This is a genomic window from Trinickia caryophylli, assembly GCF_034424545.1.
Taxonomy (GTDB): domain Bacteria; phylum Pseudomonadota; class Gammaproteobacteria; order Burkholderiales; family Burkholderiaceae; genus Trinickia; species Trinickia caryophylli.
Genome location: NZ_CP139971.1, coordinates 1 through 18,151, shown reverse-complemented (window position 1 = coordinate 18,151; position 18,151 = coordinate 1). Strand labels below are relative to the sequence as shown.

At 63.6% G+C, this 18,151-nt stretch carries 18 protein-coding genes, 1 rRNA gene, 1 pseudogene and 1 other annotated feature; of the genes and pseudogenes, 15 read left to right on the top strand and 5 right to left on the bottom strand.

From position 1 onward, the window contains the following. The first annotated feature begins 30 nt into the window (after nt 1-30). From U0034_RS19445 to U0034_RS19400, 10 genes are read left to right on the top strand one after another with little or no spacing between them, the layout of a single operon-like run. Nucleotides 31-705, top strand: coding sequence for a cysteine dioxygenase (locus tag U0034_RS19445; protein WP_085229776.1), 675 nt, complete (start codon nt 31-33; stop codon nt 703-705). Then, nucleotides 695-1,252 carry a GNAT family N-acetyltransferase gene (locus U0034_RS19440; RefSeq protein ID WP_158243569.1) on the top strand — a complete coding sequence of 186 codons (558 nt, stop codon included), beginning with the start codon at nt 695-697 and terminating at the stop codon, nt 1,250-1,252. Before U0034_RS19445 ends, U0034_RS19440 begins: the two co-directional genes overlap by 11 nt. Nucleotides 1,253-1,280: 28 nt before the next feature. Then, nucleotides 1,281-1,745 carry a GNAT family N-acetyltransferase gene (locus U0034_RS19435; protein ID WP_158243568.1) on the top strand — a complete coding sequence of 155 codons (465 nt, stop codon included), beginning with the start codon at nt 1,281-1,283 and terminating at the stop codon, nt 1,743-1,745. Next, nucleotides 1,712-2,563 carry a class I SAM-dependent methyltransferase gene (locus U0034_RS19430; RefSeq protein ID WP_085229774.1) on the top strand — a complete coding sequence of 284 codons (852 nt, stop codon included), beginning with the start codon at nt 1,712-1,714 and terminating at the stop codon, nt 2,561-2,563. Before U0034_RS19435 ends, U0034_RS19430 begins: the two co-directional genes overlap by 34 nt. Further along, complete coding sequence (locus tag U0034_RS19425) at nt 2,560-3,180, top strand: gamma carbonic anhydrase family protein (protein WP_085229773.1); 621 nt, start codon at nt 2,560-2,562, stop codon at nt 3,178-3,180. Before U0034_RS19430 ends, U0034_RS19425 begins: the two co-directional genes overlap by 4 nt. A gap of 11 nt (nt 3,181-3,191) precedes the next feature. Next, nucleotides 3,192-4,145 carry an amidohydrolase family protein gene (locus U0034_RS19420; protein ID WP_102623095.1) on the top strand — a complete coding sequence of 318 codons (954 nt, stop codon included), beginning with the start codon at nt 3,192-3,194 and terminating at the stop codon, nt 4,143-4,145. Further along, complete coding sequence (locus tag U0034_RS19415; protein WP_158243567.1) at nt 4,142-5,656, top strand: AMP-binding protein; 1,515 nt, start codon at nt 4,142-4,144, stop codon at nt 5,654-5,656. Before U0034_RS19420 ends, U0034_RS19415 begins: the two co-directional genes overlap by 4 nt. Before the next feature lie 52 nt (nt 5,657-5,708). Beyond that, nucleotides 5,709-5,972 carry an acyl carrier protein gene (locus U0034_RS19410; protein ID WP_158243566.1) on the top strand — a complete coding sequence of 88 codons (264 nt, stop codon included), beginning with the start codon at nt 5,709-5,711 and terminating at the stop codon, nt 5,970-5,972. Beyond that, nucleotides 5,972-6,955, top strand: coding sequence for a hypothetical protein (locus U0034_RS19405; protein WP_085229769.1), 984 nt, complete (start codon nt 5,972-5,974; stop codon nt 6,953-6,955). Before U0034_RS19410 ends, U0034_RS19405 begins: the two co-directional genes overlap by 1 nt. A gap of 27 nt (nt 6,956-6,982) precedes the next feature. Beyond that, nucleotides 6,983-8,254, top strand: a complete 1,272-nt coding sequence (locus U0034_RS19400; protein ID WP_085229768.1) for a hypothetical protein — start codon at nt 6,983-6,985, stop codon at nt 8,252-8,254. A 31-nt stretch (nt 8,255-8,285) separates the two neighbouring features. Here the strand turns inward: U0034_RS19400 and U0034_RS19395 are convergent, their stop codons facing one another. Together U0034_RS19395 and U0034_RS19390 are read right to left on the bottom strand one after the other, a co-directional pair. Continuing rightward, nucleotides 8,286-9,386 (bottom strand): NAD(P)H-dependent flavin oxidoreductase, encoded by a 1,101-nt coding sequence (locus U0034_RS19395; protein ID WP_085229767.1) that lies wholly within the window; start codon nt 9,384-9,386, stop codon nt 8,286-8,288. A 175-nt stretch (nt 9,387-9,561) separates the two neighbouring features. Next, nucleotides 9,562-10,335 carry an SDR family NAD(P)-dependent oxidoreductase gene (locus tag U0034_RS19390; RefSeq protein ID WP_085229766.1) on the bottom strand — a complete coding sequence of 258 codons (774 nt, stop codon included), beginning with the start codon at nt 10,333-10,335 and terminating at the stop codon, nt 9,562-9,564. Nucleotides 10,336-10,822: 487 nt separating this feature from the next. On the opposite strand from U0034_RS19390, the gene U0034_RS19385 reads away from it, so the two are divergent. Beyond that, nucleotides 10,823-11,641 (top strand): siderophore-interacting protein, encoded by an 819-nt coding sequence (locus tag U0034_RS19385; protein WP_085229765.1) that lies wholly within the window; start codon nt 10,823-10,825, stop codon nt 11,639-11,641. A gap of 112 nt (nt 11,642-11,753) precedes the next feature. Next, entirely contained in the window at nt 11,754-12,338 is a 585-nt protein-coding gene (locus tag U0034_RS19380) for a malonic semialdehyde reductase (protein ID WP_085229896.1), read from the top strand. Nucleotides 12,339-12,383: 45 nt separating this feature from the next. On the opposite strand, the gene U0034_RS19375 is transcribed toward U0034_RS19380, so the two are convergent. Next, complete coding sequence (locus U0034_RS19375; RefSeq protein ID WP_085229764.1) at nt 12,384-12,704, bottom strand: hypothetical protein; 321 nt, start codon at nt 12,702-12,704, stop codon at nt 12,384-12,386. Nucleotides 12,705-12,929: 225 nt separating this feature from the next. Here U0034_RS19375 and U0034_RS19370 point away from each other — a divergent pair, with 225 nt between their 5' ends. Further along, nucleotides 12,930-14,099, top strand: a complete 1,170-nt coding sequence (locus U0034_RS19370) for a metallophosphoesterase (protein ID WP_085229763.1) — start codon at nt 12,930-12,932, stop codon at nt 14,097-14,099. 30 nt (nt 14,100-14,129) lie between these two features. On the opposite strand, the gene U0034_RS19365 is transcribed toward U0034_RS19370, so the two are convergent. Then, complete coding sequence (locus U0034_RS19365) at nt 14,130-14,648, bottom strand: GNAT family N-acetyltransferase (RefSeq protein WP_085229762.1); 519 nt, start codon at nt 14,646-14,648, stop codon at nt 14,130-14,132. Nucleotides 14,649-14,985: 337 nt separating this feature from the next. Between U0034_RS19365 and U0034_RS19360 the strand changes: the two genes are divergently transcribed. Next, the gene (locus tag U0034_RS19360; RefSeq protein WP_085229761.1) at nt 14,986-16,068 is read left to right on the top strand and encodes a M23 family metallopeptidase; all 1,083 of its coding nucleotides are present in this window, start codon (nt 14,986-14,988) and stop codon (nt 16,066-16,068) included. Nucleotides 16,069-16,223: 155 nt separating this feature from the next. Beyond that, a pseudogene (locus U0034_RS19355) lies at nt 16,224-17,342 on the top strand (IS3 family transposase). 192 nt (nt 17,343-17,534) lie between these two features. Here the strand turns inward: U0034_RS19355 and rrf are convergent. Then, nucleotides 17,535-17,648: ribosomal RNA gene (rrf, locus tag U0034_RS19350) — 5S ribosomal RNA — on the bottom strand. A gap of 223 nt (nt 17,649-17,871) precedes the next feature. After that, nucleotides 17,872-18,151 (bottom strand) — a sequence feature (23S ribosomal RNA rRNA prediction is too short).

Here is an 18,151-nt window from a genome sequence, read left to right as displayed (position 1 = left end):
GCTCAGTCATACCCATACCGAGGAACTTCCATGGCAACCATCTCGCATTCAGTCACGAGTCCCACGCCGGCATCGCCCTTCGAAGAAGCGCTTGCCGACGTGCTGCATCGATTCGGCGCGCGCTCCGCGGATCGTGCGCAATGGGTCGCGTGGGCGCTGGCCAACCCTGTTTTCAATCTCGACCAACTGCGGAACTATCTGATGGCACCCGGACGCAACCCATACGGGCGCCGCATGATTTTCCAGAACGAGCACATCGAGCTCATCGTCATGAACTGGGGCGAACGCGCGAAGTCGCTGCCTCACGATCATGGTCAATCCGAGGGATGGGTCAGAGTGCTTTGCGGATCGGCACTTCACGCCCGGTACAGCGCCGAGGGCGACCAACTGCAATGCGTGGAGGAGCAGCGCTATGCGGCCGGCACGATCTTCCATGCGCCGGTCGGCATGGTTCACCACATGGGCAATGCAACGGCAGAACCGCTCGTGACCCTGCACTGCTACTTCCCGCCGATCCATCGGATGGAGGTCTTCGATATGGAGGCTTCGCGCGCGGCGATCGTCTCCGACGATTGCGGCGCATGGTGGCCCGACTCCGACGGGCAGATTGTCGAAACGCGCGTATTCGGCCCCGAACATGCCGGCGCTATCTCCGCTATGTCCGCCATGTCCGCAATTTCCGCCGAGGCAAGCCATGCAGGCTGAGCCCGACGTGGAGCGGGCAGCGCCGCCACATCCCGTGCAACACCAGCAAGGCGCCGTGCACCCCATCGATGGCAGGGATGCGCGGACCGTGGAGCAGATCGCCGCCTGCTGGAACGCCGGTCGCCAGATGTCCGCTCAGCTCGCCGTGCTGCTCTATGGCGGACACGAGTCGATGTTTCGCGCGCTGGCCACGCCCGATTATCTGCTCGCCGGAGCGGCGATGTATGACGACACGGGCGAGCCGCTCGCCTGGATGGCGCTCGTGCGTCACCACGAGCGGGCCGGCTACGCCGGCACGGCACGCCTCGTTTTCGATCTGGACACGCGCGCGCCCGACGGCACGCTGGAGAGACTTCTCCACGCATGCCGCTCGTCATTGTGCATGCAGGGCATTCGCGTCGTGATCGGCTTCTCGGACGATGCATCGCCCGCGCTTTCACGCGGTTACGCGGCACTGGGCTTTCGCCGCACCGGCGAGCTCCGGCTCGGTGCCCACGGCAGCGGGCGCGTCGTCGTCCATGCGCTGGAGTTGCACCATGATCATTAGGCCCGCAACGCAGACGGACGCAGCATCGATGATGGCCATCTACAACGAAGCCATCGCCGACGAAGTTCACGCGAACTGCGACACGCTACAAGCGGATGCCACTCGGTTCGCTGCCGGCTATTTCGCCGATGCCGGGCGCTACGGCGTCTATGTCGGTGAATCTCCCGAGGGCGAACTCGTCGGATGGGCCGCGCTGAAGAAATTTTCGGCATTTCCGTACTCCCGCGACATCGCGGAGGTCGCGGTCTACATCAACCGGCGCTGGCGCGCGCAGGGTCTCGGCATCCGGCTGTTGCGGCGCCTGCAGGACCACGCGCGTCTCGCCGGCTTCCAGTCTCTGGTCGCCATCATTCTCGAACACAACCGGTCGAGTGTTCGCGGCAGCGAGCACTGCGGATTCCGTACCTGCGCGACACTGCCCCGTGCCGCGCGGGTCTCCAACCAGTACGAGGACATCATATGGATGCAATACAGTCTGCTTCCGTCGGCGTGACGGCACCGATCGACCCCTCGTATCAGCTCGGCAGGTTCAGAGACAACGAGGACTCCCTGCGCCGATTGAACCGGCAGGCCTCGATCGCTACGGAGCTCGAATTCGAGTACCTGAGCCGCGCGGGCCTGATGCCGGAATCGCGAATACTCGACCTCGGATGCGGCTCCGGTGCCGTCTCCGCCGCAATCGCCGAACGATTTTCGCCTCGGCGGCTGGTGGCCGCGGACGTCAACGACGTATCCATTCAGCTCGCGCGCCAACGGCTGCAAGGTCTGCCGAACGCCGACGTGCAGCAATTGAATGTGTACGACCCGCAAGTGCTACCGATCGGGCAATTCGATTTCATCTATTCGCGACTCGTTTTCCAGCACCTGTCCGAACCCGTGCTGGCGCTCGTCAACGCCCGGCATTGCCTCGCCCCGGGCGGGCGGCTGTGCATCTGCGACATCGACGACGACTGGCTCAAGGTCGTGCCGGCCGTGCCGGCCCTCGATTCGTTTCTCAGCCGGGTGGGGCGCGCCCAGGCCGAGCGAGGCGGCGACCGGACGGTGGGAAGCCGCTTGCCGGGCTACATGCGTACCGTGGGCTTTACCGATATCCGCAGCGAAATCCTGTTGCTGTCCACCGATTTGATTTCGAAGGAAGCGTTCTTCGACCTGATGTTCGGCTATAAACGGGAAGTCATCCCCGCCGAGCAGCTTGCGCAGGCCGATCTGGAACTGGCCGGCATCAGGGAAGCACTCGAAAGCCGAACTGGCTGGGCGGGCGTTGCCGTGTACTTTGTCAGCGGCGCCAACCCCGAAAGGAGCAATTCATGACGACCATCACTCCCCCGCCGTCCGGCACCGATCCGACGCCCTCCATCGATCCGACGGCCACGATCGCCCCGACAGCGGTGTTACGCGGCGACGTACGCCTCGGGCCGAACGTGGTGGTACGCGATGGAGCCATTCTGGTCGCCGACGGCGGCACCATTACGCTCGGCGACAGCACCATCGTCATGGAGCATGCCGTGATTCGCAGTACCGCGGCGGACAATTGCACGATCGGCTCACACGTCATGATCGGTCCGCATACGCACCTCACCGGCTGCACCGTCGGCGACGAAGTCTTCATCGCAACGGGGGCGTCCGTCTTCAACGGCGCGACGTTGCGAAAATGGTCGGAAGTCCGCATCAACGGCGTCGTGCACATCGACACCCTGCTCGAAGAGGACACGACAGTGCCGATCGGCTGGATAGCGGTAGGCACCCCGGCGAGCATTTTTCCGCCCGAGCGCCACGACGACATCTGGGCCATCCAGAAAGACCTCGATTTCCCCTATCGCGTGTTCGGCGAGCCGCGCCAGAGCGACACCGGCGTAAGCCTCATGCGCCGAATGATAGGCAAGTACGCGAGCGCACTGCGAAAGCGCATGCGCCGGGACCCCGCGTGAAGGAGCGCCCGATGACGATCATCGATGCCCATACGCACGTTGCGTCGACCCGCTACATGCCGCGCCCCTTTCTCGAGGGTATTGCGGACAACATGCTCGAACAGTTGCGGCCCTCGGGCGCTGCCTTCCGCCGCAGCGCCGTACTCGATCGCCTGCTCGCCGGCTACCAGGATCACGATGCGGCGGGGCAGCTTGCCGCGATGGACGAACTCGGCGTATCGAAGTCGGTGTTGCTGCTGCCCGACTTCACCTACGCACTCAAAGGCGGCGAGTTGACGATCGCCGAAATGTTCGCGGAGCATGGCGCGCTCTTGCAACGCCACCCCGATCGCTTCGTCGTCTTCGCCGGCGCCGATCCGCGCTGGGGCGCCGATGCCCTGACCTTGTTCGTCGAAGGCGTCGAACGGTACGGTTTCCGGGGCATGAAGCTCTATCCGCCCTGCGGGTATCAGGCCGACAGCCGGTTGCTCGACCCGTTCTACGAATACTGCGACAGCAAGCGCCTGCCCGTTCTGATGCACATCGGTCCGACCTCGCCCGTACTGTCCTTCAACGAAGCCCATCCTCGTTTCGTGGACGCCCCGGCCCGGCGCTACCCGAACATCACGTTCATCCTCGCACACGGCGCCGTGAACCATCCCGAAGCCTGCATCCAGATGTGCCGCTACCGGCCGAACGTATTCCTCGATATCAGCGGCGCCAGGATCGAGAGCGACTTGCCTGCACTGCGTACGCTTTTCGCCGCCGACATCGCGCACAAAGTGATTTTCGGCTCGGACTGGCCGATCGTGCAGCCGAAATCGGTCAGAACGCTGATACAGCGATGTCTGGGCGAGCCGCAAAACGGCAAGGGGGCCGACAACGGCAGCGACCCGGAGGGCATACGCCTGCCAAAGCACAAGGCCCGGCTCATGTTCTCGGACAACATCGAGTACATACTCGGCAAGGCGAAGGTGAGCCCATGACCGCATCGACGCCACGGCTCGAAGACTTGCCGCTCATGCTCGACAGGCACGCGGACCGCGAAGTCTTCCTTCATGGCCGCGCCGGATCGACGCGCACGACTTTCGGCGGCATCGCGCAGCGAGTGCAAGCGGCGGCACGGCAGGCCGCCGCACTCGGGCTCGGCGCCGGCTCGCGGGTCGGGCTCATCGCCGGCAACAAGCTGGAAACGCTCGTGATCGATATGGCGGCGCTCGCCTGCCGCTGGACGCTCGTGCACCTGCCCGACCGGGCTGGCACCTCGGGCTCGAGCGATCCCGGCGGCCCTCTCGGCGTTCCATTGGATGCGTTGATTCTCGAAGGCGAGGCCGACGCCGACACGCGTGCATGGTCGCTGGCCGGGACCGTCGAAGGCTTTCGCGTCTACCGCGCAAATGAAGCGGACCGCGCGCCTGCCGACGCACGGCTGAGCCGGGCCCCGGCCATCGTTTTCTCATCGGGCACGACGGGCCGAAGCAAGGCGATCATCGTCGATCGCGAGGCCGTGTTGCCGCATGCGCGGCGATTTTTCGACATGCTCGAGGCCAATGCGCAGGACCGCTTCCTGATCTTCCTGCCTTTGTCGAACTATCAGCAAAAGCTCCTGGTGTACGGATGCGTGCTGTCGGGCACGGGTTTTTGCCTGTCCGATATGGCCACGGTCATGCCCGCGCTCAGGGCATATCGCCCGACGCTCTTCCTGGCGCCGCCCGTGTTCTACGAGTCGGCCTGCAGCCTGGCTCGCGTTGGCGACGAGCAGGGCCGCAGCGCCAGACTGGCGCAGTTGTTCGGAGGCGCGATCCGTCGGGCCTACTCCGGCATGGCGCCGATCAAAGAAAGCGTGATGAGCGCGTATCGCGAAGCCGGAGTGGCTCTCTTCGAGGCCTACGGCATGACCGAATTCGGCCCGATCTGCGCGAATACGCCCGACGCCTCGGCATCGGGCTCGGTCGGGCGACCTATCCCGCCCGGCAGCGTGAAGATTGCGGAGGATGGCGAGATCATCGTCAGCGCGCCGCGCTGCCTCACCAGCGGATATGTCGCGCTCGCCGATGCCGACGAAGCCCGCAAGACCTATCTCGATGAGACTTCGATTGCGACAGGAGACGTGGGCTACATCGACGATGCCGGATTCGTCTACATCCGCGGCCGCAAGAAAGAACTGATTCTGACCTCGCAGGGCTACAAGATTCACCCGGGCTCGATCGAGCGACGGTTCCACGAAATCGCAGCCGTGCGGCACGCCGTTGTCCTCGGCAACGGCCGGCCCTATCTCGGACTGCTGATCATCGCGGAGCAGGAAGACCCATCGGTCCACGATGCGGTGTTCGACGTGGTAGCCCGCTTGAACCGTGAGGAGTGCGCCGCGCATCCGATCCAGCGGGTGCAGATACGCACCCATGCGTTTACGCCCGAAAACGGGCTGCTCACTGCCAACCTGAAGTTGAACCGAAAGAACATCGCGGCGCAGTATGAACAGGCCGTGTTTTCGTGAACCGCGCCGAGCCACCCAACACCCGACCTGCCCCGATACCGTGGAAGACGCCATGTCCAATCAGATTGCCACGCTGGAAACCGTGATCGATATCCTTTCCCGCAGCCTCAGGCGAGCCGAAAGACTGGGCGCCGATAGCGACATATTCGCGCTCGGTGCCGATTCGATGGTGATGATGAGTGTTGTCGCGCAACTCGAAGAACGGTTCGACATCGAGTTCGCGCCGGAGGACCTCGTGAAAGAGGCACTCGGTTCCCCGCACGCTATCGCCACGCTGCTCGTGGAGAAATACGACGTTACGTCGAGGCCGGCGTAATGAGCGCCGTGATCGAAGCGGCGCTCGCGCGTCCGACCGCCGGGGAAGCATTCCCTTACGACGCCGAACTTTTCGACCGGCGCCTCCTGAACTGCTGTCAGCGGCATGCCGCGGTATGGCTCGAGCGCGCGGGTGCGCCCGTTCGACACCTCTTCCACCGCGCGCTGCTATCGTCGGATGCCGTCCTCGAGCAGATCATCGTCGGCAAGCAGCCCAAGTATGCGATCCAGTCCGGCTTTTTCTCCGAGCAGAGCCTGGCGAGCATCGGCATCGTGCAACGTACGGTTGCGGCCGATCGATTCGACGATATCCGCGAAGACCTCCTGCGCGCCATCGACGCACACGGCTTCGTGCTGCTGTCGGGCAACGTCTTCTATTTCTCCCATTGCGTCGAGTTCCGTAATGCCCACGCTCAGCATGTCGTCGTACTGCACGGCCGGACTGCGAACGGAGAATGGGAGATCGTCGACGATAATCCCGCGAGCGTACTGTGCAGCTACCGGCACGACGACGAGGCGGTCAGCGACTTCTACGAGAACAACACCTATCGCGTCTTTATCGACTACGACACGAGCGGGATGGTTTCCGACGCCGAGGCGGCGCGCCGTGCCCAGGCCGAGCTCCCCGCGCTCGTGAGCGCGCACGAGGACACCCGCTGGTTTTACGACCACATCGGAGACATCGTCGCGAACCGCCTGGATGCACCGTTGCTGAAATTTCGAACGCTGCATGACGCATTCGCCCTGCTTTCCGGATCGCGCTACTGTTTCGCCGCCTATCTCGAGCTCGACGGCTGGCCGGCACCGATCGTCGAAACCGCGCGCGCCTTCGCTCAATCCGCATACCAGTTGAAGAACCTGATGGCGAAAGCGCAATACGGCGGGCGCATCAATCCATCGACCGTGCAGGAACGCTGCGCGGGACTCAAGGCCGTGGACGAGCGCCTGCTCGGCGAAGTACGTAGTGCACTGAACGTGTCCTGACCGTTTTTTTCATCGAGGAAGCCACGCATGACGCGTCCATCCCTTTTGCTATCCGGCTTTTATGCATCGGTCACGTTGTTGACGCTGCTCGACTACGCCGTCGTGACCGCGATCGTATGGATGTCGCTGGCCGTCACGCACTCCACCGTGCCGCTGGGCCTCGTGCTTTGCCTGTCGGTGGCGCTTCCGTTTGCATTCGAGCGCCTGATGCTCCGGCAGCGATGGCAACTATCGATGAAGCGGCTCATGGAGGTGCGCATCGCTGTCTTCCTCGCCGTGGCCCTTCTGGCGGCCGCCGGCATCGCGGGACGGCTCGCAGGATTTCTGCTGCTGGCGCTGGCCGTGGGCATCGTGGACTTCCTGACCGTCAGCGTCTTCGAGTCCAGGAACGCGCAATGCGTGGTCGAAGGCCGCATCTCCGCCAATCATGCGGCGCGCGGGATGCAAACGGCGGTTCAACTGGGCGGGTTTGGCGGCGCATTCCTCGGCGGCAAGCTTTTCGAACTGCTCGGCGGCAGTGACTTTCTGAGCGTGGCCGGCGCGGTGATCGCCGCAGTGTCGCTGCTGCTGCGCCTGTCAAACAGCGAGGCGCTCGGCACGGCAAAGCGACCAGCCATCGACACTGCCCACCATACAGCCGCGGCAAAGGAAACACCGGCGAACACCGCACCCGGCGGCTCGGTCGGGCTGCAATGGGGCCGAAATCCAGTGACAGCCCTGCTGCTCGGGCTCGGACTGATCGGTTTTCACATCGGTGCGTTCAACAGCATGCTCCCGTTGACATATCGCGAGGTCAACGGCTGGGACGCCACCGCTTTCGGCCTGGCGTCGGCCGTGGCGGGCCTCGGTGCCTTCCTCGCGGCCAGTGTCTCCGGCCTGCCCGGCAACCGGATCATCGTGGCTGCCCTGCTGGTCGCGGCCGATGCGATGCTCGTGTACAGCGGCAGGTACGAACTCTCCTGCGCGGCGGCGTTCGTCCTCGGCTTCCTGACGAATCTGCTTCGCATTCATCTGCGCGAGCGTCTGATCGCGCTGGCCCGCACGCCCGACGATGCCTCGTGGATCGGCTCGCGCAGCGCCTATGCGGCGCTGTCGCTGCAGGCGCTTTCGCCGTTGCTCTTGTCGTTGCTGGCTTCCAACGCAGTCCTGTCGCCAACGGCATCGCGCTGGCTGCTGGTTGCGTGTGGTACCGCGGTTCTGGCCGGCATGTCGGTCATGGACATTTTTTTCGGCGCAAGTCGGACAGGCTCGGTGACGCTGCGCACAGATTCCACCGAAGCCGAAGCCACGTTGAAGTGAACGCGCGCCGCCCACCGGGCGCGCGGTCGCGTCAGAAACTCAGAGACTGCATCCGCTCGATGGTCTGATGCATTTCGCGCTCCAACTGCGCGAGCAGCTCGGCTGCCGGCAACTCGCGCGCAAGCGCTGCGGCCTGCCCAGCCCATTGCGCGCCGTAGCCAAATTCGCCCGTTGCTTTCGCAGCCGCATGCAGGGCCTTCCCCGCATCGTAGGCAATCGGATACGCCGGGATGCGGGGTGCGCGTGCGTCATCGCCGAGCGCCGTAAACCGGTTCGCCACGGCACGCGCAGTACGTCCCGATATCGCCGCGGTAAACGTCGTGCGGCGCGCGGCCTCCCCGAGAATCGCACGGCGATAGCCCGCATCGATCGACGTCTCGGTGCACGGAACGAACGCGGTGCCGAGTTGCGCTGCCTGCGCACCGAGCGCGAGCGCCGCGGCAATTCCCGCGCCGTCCATGATCCCGCCCGCGGCAATCACCGGGAGTTGGCCCTGAGCGACGAGCAAACGCGTGAGCGCCAGCGTGCCCAGGCCCTCGTCGGCCGCATCGGGGTCGAACACGCCGCGGTGCCCGCCCGCTTCGATACCTTGCGCGACCACCGCGTCGATACCGGCGTGCGCAACGCGCGCCGCCTCGTCGACGTTCGTCGCGCTCGCGAGCAGCGTGATGCCCGCGCCCTTGAGCGCGGCGATGACATCGGCCGAGGGCAGCCCGAAATGGAAACTCACGACGGCCGGCTTCTCGTCGACGAACATCTGCTGCATCGCGTGATCGACGACGAAGCTCTTGTAGATCTCGGACAACGATGCGGGCGGCGTCGCCCCATACTGTCCGAACACCGGCGCAAGCCAGTCGAGCCACGCGCGCTCGACGGCCTCGTTCGATACGGCCGGCTGATGACAGAACACGTTGATGTTGAACGGTTTGTCGGTGAGCGCGCGCGTTTCGCGGATCATCTTGCGCGCACCTTCGGCGTTCGTTGCACCGACGCCCAGCGAGCCGAGCCCGCCGGCATTCGAGACGGCAGCCGCAAGCGCAGGCGTGCTGACGCCCGCCATCGGCGCCTGGATGATCGGCGTCCGGATGCCGAGCAAGCGCAGCAATGTCCGGTCATCTGCCTGAGTGCTCATATCGGTCTTCTCCTCTATGAAATAAGCCTCGCTCTGAACGCCGCCATGCTACGCCAATTGGCGACCGGGCATCCTTGGCGCACCCCCGCTGGCGGCGACGACACCCCGTGCGTTTCTCCTTCGTGGGACACAAGTTGAATTCGCGCGGGCGGGCGAACGCCGCCCGCGCGGCGCATCAATTCCGGCCGGCCATTACACCGCCGTCCACGTCCCAAATCGCACCGGTAACCCAACTGGCCTTGTCCGAGAGCAGAAAGGCGACGACTTCCGCTACGTCCCGCGGCGTGCCGACACGCCCGATCGGATGGAAGCTGTTGAAGCCTTGCAGCGCATCATGTACGTCCGCCTTCGGAATGAAGCCTTCGTAGATCGGCGTTTGCACCACGGCGGGAGATACCGCATTGACGCGAATGTGCTTGGGGGCCAGCTCCATGGCCAGGTGCTGGGTCAGCGAATGCAAGCCGGCCTTCGCCATCGAATAAGCCGAGGAAGGCGTGGCGGCGATGGCTTGCTTCGCCCACATCGAGCCGATGTTGACGATCGCCCCGGGGCGGCCGGTCATGACCAGATTCGAGGCGACCTTCTGCGTAATGAAGAAAAACGCCTTGTTCAGCGTCATGTACTGATCGTAATCGGCATCGCGAAGCTCCAGGAAGGGCTTGGGAAAGAAGACACCTGCCGCATTGACGAGCAGGTCGATATCGCGATGCTGTGCATCGATGGTTTCGAGCAGTGTGGCCAGCCCTTCGTTGCCGGACAGATCAGCGTTGACCGCCCATACCTGACCGAGCGCGGACAGCGCCTTGCGCGCTTCTTCGGTTTTCTCCGGACGATTGCCGACGATCACCGCCCTGCCGCCTGCCGCCAGAACCGTTCGGGCCGTCTGCATGCCCATTCCACTCGTGCCGCCGACGACCAGCAGCTTCTTGCCTTCGAATTCGTTGCTCATTTCGAGAACCTCTTTGTGCGCCGAGCCGGGAGCCTGGCGGTTGCGAAGAAATGTCGAGGAGGGGCTGGGTCATGCTGTTGCCGCCGCGCGGCGCGAGACGATCGGCAGTGGCTGGACACCACGCTCGTCGCTCCGTATCGTCGAGTAGAAAAACTATCTGTGGCACGTGCCACGTCAACCACCGACATGCTCCGGCGAGACCAAACCATTCTTCGAACTGAGCCGCATTTTTGGCAATTTCGTCGTTCACGACAAGCGAGATAAAGTGTCCTTCATTGAAAGAAAAACCTTATCGTTCCCAGCCCTCTCTCCCCCGCGAATGCGTTGCGCGTGTTCACGGAGACATCGAAGCGACGTGCGGCAGCGGCACCCTGGCGATGATTCGATGGCTTGACATCATATCTTTAGATATATACATTAGATATATCTAAAGACCCTTTCGTTGCACCGCCTTTGGCGCAACGCTCTCCCTCGAACCGGAGTTTCGATGTCAGAGTCCGACAATCCGACGTTAGCGGTAGCACGGGTGCGCCATCCGTTGAAGTTCCGCCTGCTGCAAATCGCCCGCGTCACCCCACTGAATCCGCACTTGGTGCGCATAACCCTGCGGGGCGATGATCTGCAGGATTTCGAATCCGCCTCTTTCGACGACCATGTAAAGATCTTCATCCCGGCACCTGGACAGGAGCGCCCATCATTCCCGACGATGGGGCCGAACGGGCCTGTGTATCCCGACGATGCGCCCCGTCCCATAGCACGCGACTTCACGCCCCGGCGTTTCGATCGTGCCGCGCGCGAACTCGATCTGGAATTCGCGCTGCACGAAGCCGGGCCCGCCACGCAATGGGCCTCGCAGGCGCAGGTCGGTCAGTACCTTGGGGTGGGCGGCCCGCGCGGGTCGTTCATCATCCCGACAGGCTTCGACTGGCATGTCCTGATAGGCGACGAAACGGCGCTGCCGGCCATCGCGCGGCGCCTGGAGGAATTGCCCGCCGGCACGCGCGTGGCGGCCGTGCTCGAGGTGGCGTCTCCTGCGGCACGTATATCGTTCGAAACGCGCGCGGACCTCTACGAGACGTGGTGTTATCGCGGCAACGCGGCGTCGCCCGTCGCCCTCCTCGATGCGTTGCGCGAACTCTATCTGCCGCCAGGCGAAGGCTACGTCTGGGCGGCCGGCGAAGCCGGCGCGATGCGCGCGGTGCGGGAATTGCTGATCGCCGGGCGGGGGCTGCCAAAATCGCAGATGCGCGTGTCGGCCTACTGGCGCCGCGGCGCGGCAGGCGTGCATGAATCGCTCGACGACTGAAGCGCTCACCCTTGGCCGGCCCTCTATGGCTGGCGCCACGGCACAATACCGCGTCCGCGACTATCATGGAGCGGTTCCAGACGAGCCCTTCACCTCCGACCTCGGTCCCGACATGATGCTTTCCGACGACGCCATCCATCAGCTGTTCCGTGACGCGCGCACGCATAGCGCGTGGTTGCCACACCCGGTCGACGATGCCGTGCTCGCTCAACTGATCGAACTCACGCTGCTCGGGCCGACATCGGCCAACTCGAGCCCCGGCAGGTTCGTCTTCGTCAAAACACCCGAGGGAAAAGAAAAGCTGCGCCCCGCGCTTTCGGAGGGCAACGTCGACAAAACAATGAGTGCGCCCGTCACGGTGATCGTCGGCATGGACATGGCTTTTTACGAGCATCTGCCCAAGCTGTTCCCGCACACCGATGCGCGCAGTTGGTTCGCGGGCAACGACACGGCTATTCAGGCAACGGCGTTTCGCAACTCGTCGCTGCAAGGCGCCTATTTGATCATGGCTGCCCGCGCGCTGGGGCTCGACGCGGGGCCGATGTCCGGGTTCGACGCACGGAAGGTCGACGAAGCGTTCTTTGCGGGCACGACGATCCGCGCCAACTTTCTGGTCAATCTGGGCTACGGCGATCCATCGAAGCTCAGGCCTCGCCTCCCGCGCTTCGCATTCGACGAGGTCGCACGCGTCGACTGAACCCGGCACGCCCCGGCTGGGCTGGCCACGGCGCGCCAACCCGCATCAAAACAAGAGGGCGATATAAAAAACGACTGCGCCGATCAACGCGCCGACGAAGCAAAACCGCTCGCTTTCGGCGTCTGTCCCCGAGCGCAGCCACGCGCCCACCGCGCCGAACAGTCCGGCGACGCCGAGCGCGACGAACAGCATGACGACGTAGAACAAGGCGTCGCGGCTGACCTCGAGCATATCGATGCGGCGGGCGAGGTAGTAGACGCCGATTGCCATGACCGAGAGCACGACGAGCGGCAACATGACGTGGCTGCCTTCGTGGCTCAAGTGGTGCTGCGCGTGCGCAGGATGCGGCGATTTCCCGGTTTTCATCGTTCGCCTCCCCCAAATCCCTACCCTGGCCAGGACAGGATTGATCCGAGCGCCCGAAGCGCTCGCTTCGTTAGATCGTCGCGCCATGCGAAGAATTCCGCAAGGCGCGCTGTTTTCCGCCAGGTGAGCGGTCGCCGGCAGGCGATCGGCGCGCTCGGTAAAATGCCTCGCGGCGTTGGCCGGCTTCGACGCAACGCCACAATCGACTCTATCTGATACTGCCCTATGCGCCGTTCCTCTTTCTTCACGCGAATCATCGGTATCGGCGTGCTGCTGCATGTCTACGTCGGTTTTCGGCTCATTCCGGAATGGCAGATCGATATGACAGCGAAAGTGCTGGCCGCGCTTTGGCTCGTGTTGTCGTGCGGACTGATTCCACTTGGCATGCTGGCGCGCCGCATCGACCGGCAGCCGCTCGGGGATCGCCTTGCCTGGATCGGCCTGCTCGCGATGGGCTTTTTTTCGTCCCTGCTCGTGCTGACGTTCGCACGCGATCTATCGATCGCGTCGTTGCTGACGATCGACACCTTGTTTCATGGCAGCGTGTCGGTCGACCGTTGGCGCGTCGACAGCGCGGCGGCAGTTCCGGCCCTCGCGCTGCTCTCGACAGCGGTCGGGTTCGTGAATGCACGACGCCGCGCGAAAGTGGTCACGGTGGAAGTGCCGATCCCGGACCTGCCCGCCGAGCTCGATGGCCTGACAATCGTGCAAATCAGCGACATCCATGTCGGGCCGACGATCAAGCGACGCTACGTCGATGCGATCGTCGACGAGGTGAACCGGCTGGTGCCCGATATCGTCGCGATAACGGGCGATATCGTCGACGGCAGCGTGGAGCGGCTCGCCGAGCATACGCGGCCGCTCGGCAGGCTGAGCGCGCGGTATGGCGCCTACCTGGTGACGGGCAACCATGAATACTATTCAGGTGCCCAAGCGTGGATTGCCGAATTCCGGCGCCTGGGCCTCAACGTGCTGCTCAACGAGCACGAGGTGATCCGTCACAACGGCGTGCCGGTCGTCGTTGCCGGCGTCACCGACTATTCGGCGGGGCAGTTTCACGAGAGCCACCATAGCGACCCGGCGGGCGCGATCGCAACGGCGCCCGACGAGGCGCGCATCCGCGTGCTGCTCGCGCACCAGCCGCGCACGGCGCTTGCCGCGGCCGAGGCCGGCTATACGCTGCAGCTTTCCGGCCATACGCACGGCGGCCAGTTCTTCCCTTGGAATTTTTTCGTGCGATTGCAGCAGCCGTTTACGGCCGGGCTCGCTCGCATCGACGATCTATGGGTCTACACGAGCCGCGGTACCGGCTACTGGGGGCCACCGAAACGGCTCGGCGCGCCATCGGAGATCACGCGGATTCGCCTCGTGGCCGGCAGCGATACGCTTGCGTGACTTGCGTGACGGCAACAGCAGTCGGCGCTGTCAAACCGGTAGCGTGTAGACCCGATCCGCCACCAGCGTCTTGCCGAGGTAGCACGATTCCGTGCCGAGCAGTTGCCAACCATTACGTTCGTAAAAACGTATTGCACGCGCGTTGTCCTCGAGCACGAGAAGATGGAGACGACTTGCGGGCAGCCCGCTCGCCCAGACGCGTACCTCCTCGATCATGCGCCTGCCGGTACCCTGCCCGCGATGCGCAGGGTGCAAGTGCAGACAATCGAGCAACACGCCGCGCGTCTCGTCGACAGGCTTCTCCGCGCTGACGAAGCCGACCGGCACGCCATCCTGCTCGGCGAGTTTCACGAAACCCCATTCGCGGGCATCTCGTGCGAAATACGCTGACCAGCGCAGACGATGCTCTGCGGGGACGTCGTTGAATAGATAATCGTCCGGAAGGATGTGCCGGTAAGCGGTCTGCCAGCCCAATGTATGCAGGCCGGCAATGATGGGCGCATCGGCGGCCGTGGCTGGGCGCAGTTCCACTCTCTGGGATTCGAGCATGATGGTTTATCGAACGAAACGGGCTTGCGAATTTTAGCAATCTCGGCGGATCTTCGTTCGCGCCGGCGCCGGTTAAGTTTCGTTTAAGACTGCCACCTTACGGTTAGCGTTGCTCTACTCTGACTGCAATGGCAACGCCGTATTCCATGTCGCCAGCCCTCTTCATGTTGTTCGTACCCGCGCGTTCGGACATATCCGTACAACGCGAATAACCGCATAGTCGTTTGAGCGCACTTGCCGGCGATACGCTCCGGTAGTGCCTCTTCACAGCCGACGGCACCGGCGAGTGCGCTCGACGCTGCCGTGCCTCCCGCCCGTTTTTCCTCGATCGACGTTTATGGCCTTTCTCGCACGAGTTGCGCCTCGCACGCGCACCGGCAAAATCCTTTGGCTTTGCGCCATCAGTTCAGCCTGTAGCGCACTGCTGCTTTCTCCAGTTTTTTCGCCGCTGCACCGACCATGGCAGGCCGCGCGCGACGACGCCGACCTTTCCTCCGGCCTCGCGCTGGCACCCGATGGCGACGCCGCAAGGGCCGGACGTTCGGCGCTGGACGCCGCATCGACGCCGCCGGCCGAGGGCGCAGTGCCGCCTGCGGCCGGCGCGAACAGCTCAGCCCATGCAAGCACGCCCGAGGTTGTCGTCCGCTCGACCACGGTACGCACGAGCTTTGCGGATGCTGCGCAACACCTCGGGCTCGATGCGAGCACCGTCGCGCTGCTCACCCGCTCGTATGCGGCCGACCTCGATTTCAGGCGCGACCTTCGGCACGGCGACACCATCAGCCTGGTCCTCGCTCAGCCTCGCGCCGGCGAATCGGGCGATGCGCCACCCCGCGCACCACTGGCCGTGCGCATTCAACAAGGAGCGAAGTCACACGACCTCTTTCTGCACCGCGGCCTCGATGGCAGGCCGTTCTACTACAAGCAAAGCGGCGCGGCGGCCAGTCCTTCGTTCGCACGCTATCCGCTCGCTTACGGGCGTATTTCATCGCGCTTTGCCCATCGCCGCCTCGACCCCATCACGCATCGCTGGCAGAGCCACGACGGTGTCGATCTCGCGGCACCGGCTGGTACGCCGGTGCATGCGACGGCACGGGGCACGGTTGCCTTCATCGGTCGCCAAACCGGATATGGGAGACTGGTGGTGCTGAACAATGCACCACCTTATCAAACGGCATTCGCGCATCTATCGCGTTTTGCGAAAGGCCTGCACCGTGGCAGCCGCGTGCGCCGCGGACAAGTAATCGGTTATGTCGGCGCGACGGGCTGGGCCACCGGCCCCCATCTGCACTTCGAAGTGCGCGTCAACCACGTACCGATGGACCCACTGACCGTCGCATTGCCCGGCGATCCACCGCTGCGCGGCCGTGAGCGGAGGCAGTTCGCCGAGCAGGCAAATCACCTTGCTGCGTTGCTGTGAGCTTCGCGCGGGAACGCATGGTTTCTCCGCCGGCAAACGAACAGCGACAGGTGGCCCCAAGACAGGTGGCCCCCAAAAGGAAGATGGTGACCTGCCCCCATCAAACCGGGCCAGTCGGAACCTAGTAAAGTTCGTTTTCGGAGAGGAAGACGAACATGAAGAAGCGCTTTACGGAAGAACAAATCATCGGGTTTCTGAAGGAAGCCGAGGCCGGCATGCCGGTGAAGGAGCTGTGCAGGAAGCACGGCTTCAGTGACGCGTCGTTCTACACGTGGCGCGCGAAGTTCGGCGGCATGGAGGTGCCGGAAGCGCGCCGGTTGAAGGACCTGGAAGTCGAGAACGCGCGGCTGAAGAAGCTACTGGCCGAAGCGATGCTCGACATGGAAGCGCTGAAGGTGGTCGTCAAGGGAAAGCCCTGAGCCCACAAGCCAAGCGCGAGGCAGTGGCGGCGATTCGGGAGAAGGTCGACATCTCGGAGCGCCGTGTCTGCCGGCTTGTTGGGCTGTCTCGCAGCGTGTTGCATTACGAGTCGAAACCGGACCACGAGAACGAAGCGCTAACGGCGCGCCTGGTGGAACTGGCGCATGAGCGCCGGCGGTTCGGCTACCGGCGGCTGCATGCACTCGTGGAGCGCGAGGGCATTCACGCGAACCACAAGCGCGTGCATCGCCTTTACCGTGAGGCTGGGCTGGCCGTGCGACGCCGTCGTCGGCGCCACGGCGTCATGATTGAACGTGAGCAGTTGGCTTTGCCGGGCGGTCCCAATGAGGTTTGGTCAATCGATTTCGTGATGGATGCGCTGTCGAACGGGCGGCGTCTGAAGTGCCTGACTATCGTCGATGACTTCACCAAGGAGTCTGTTGATATCGTCGTGGACCACGGCATGTCCGGCTTGTACGTCGCACGAGCGTTAGACCGGCAGCACGTTTCCGGGGCTATCCCAAAGCGCTGCGAACGGACCAGGGACCGGAATTTACGAGCCGGGCGCTTGACCAATGGGCCTACCCAGTGGCGTTACGTTGAAATTGATTCAACCGGGCAAGCCGACGCAGAATGCGTACATCGAATCGTTCAACGGCAAGTTCCGCGACGAATGCCTTAACGAGCATTGGTTCAAGAGCCTTGCACATGCCCGAGCGGTCATCGCGGCGTGGCGTCAGGACTACAACGAGGACCGGCCCCACAGCGCATTGAATTATCTTTCGCCAGCAGAGTTCGCGGCGAAACATCGGGCAACAGCGGATGCTCCTGCCACTTTCCAGGAGCTGGTTTAAAGGGACTTTGCTAGAAGCCGGTTGGCCCTACCGAAGGGGGCAGGTCAATGCTCCCAGCCGGAACGAGCGTGCCGCTCCCTAGCGGTTTTTGAAAGGGGGTTGAGGCAGCGTAGCGCGCTCGAAGGGGAGCGCGCGGCGCAAAGCAAAAACCCCCGCGAGCTTGGAGCTGGCGGGGGTTTTCAGAAGAAGGGAGCCTGACGATTACCTACTTTCACACGGGCAATCCGCACTATCATCGGCGTGGAGTCGTTTCACGGTCCTGTTCGGGATGGGAAGGGGTGGTACCAACTCGCTATGGTCATCAGGCATGACTTGTTGCTGCGCAGCGGTGTGGGCTGCGAAGCCAATCTGGGAAGAAGTATCGCGTAATGTTTGCTGTGCCTTGACCGGCGTGATGCGCTGAAGCGCACACTCTGGCGGGCGGGGTAGTGCTTGTACGGCACTGAATCGCGAGTCAACCTGAGCGCGCCTGTCACACACTGAACGCGGTGCGGGGCACGCGCGATCAGAGCGAAGACGCTCCGGTTATAGGATCAAGCCTTACGGGCAATTAGTATCGGTTAGCTGAGTGCATTACTGCACGTACACACCCGACCTATCAACGTCCTGGTCTTGAACGACCCTTCAAGGGGATCGAGTCCCCAGGGAAGTCTCATCTTGAGGCGAGTTTCCCGCTTAGATGCTTTCAGCGGTTATCTCTTCCGAACATAGCTACCCGGCGATGCCACTGGCGTGACAACCGGTACACCAGAGGTTCGTCCACTCCGGTCCTCTCGTACTAGGAGCAGCCCCCCTCAAACTTCCAACGC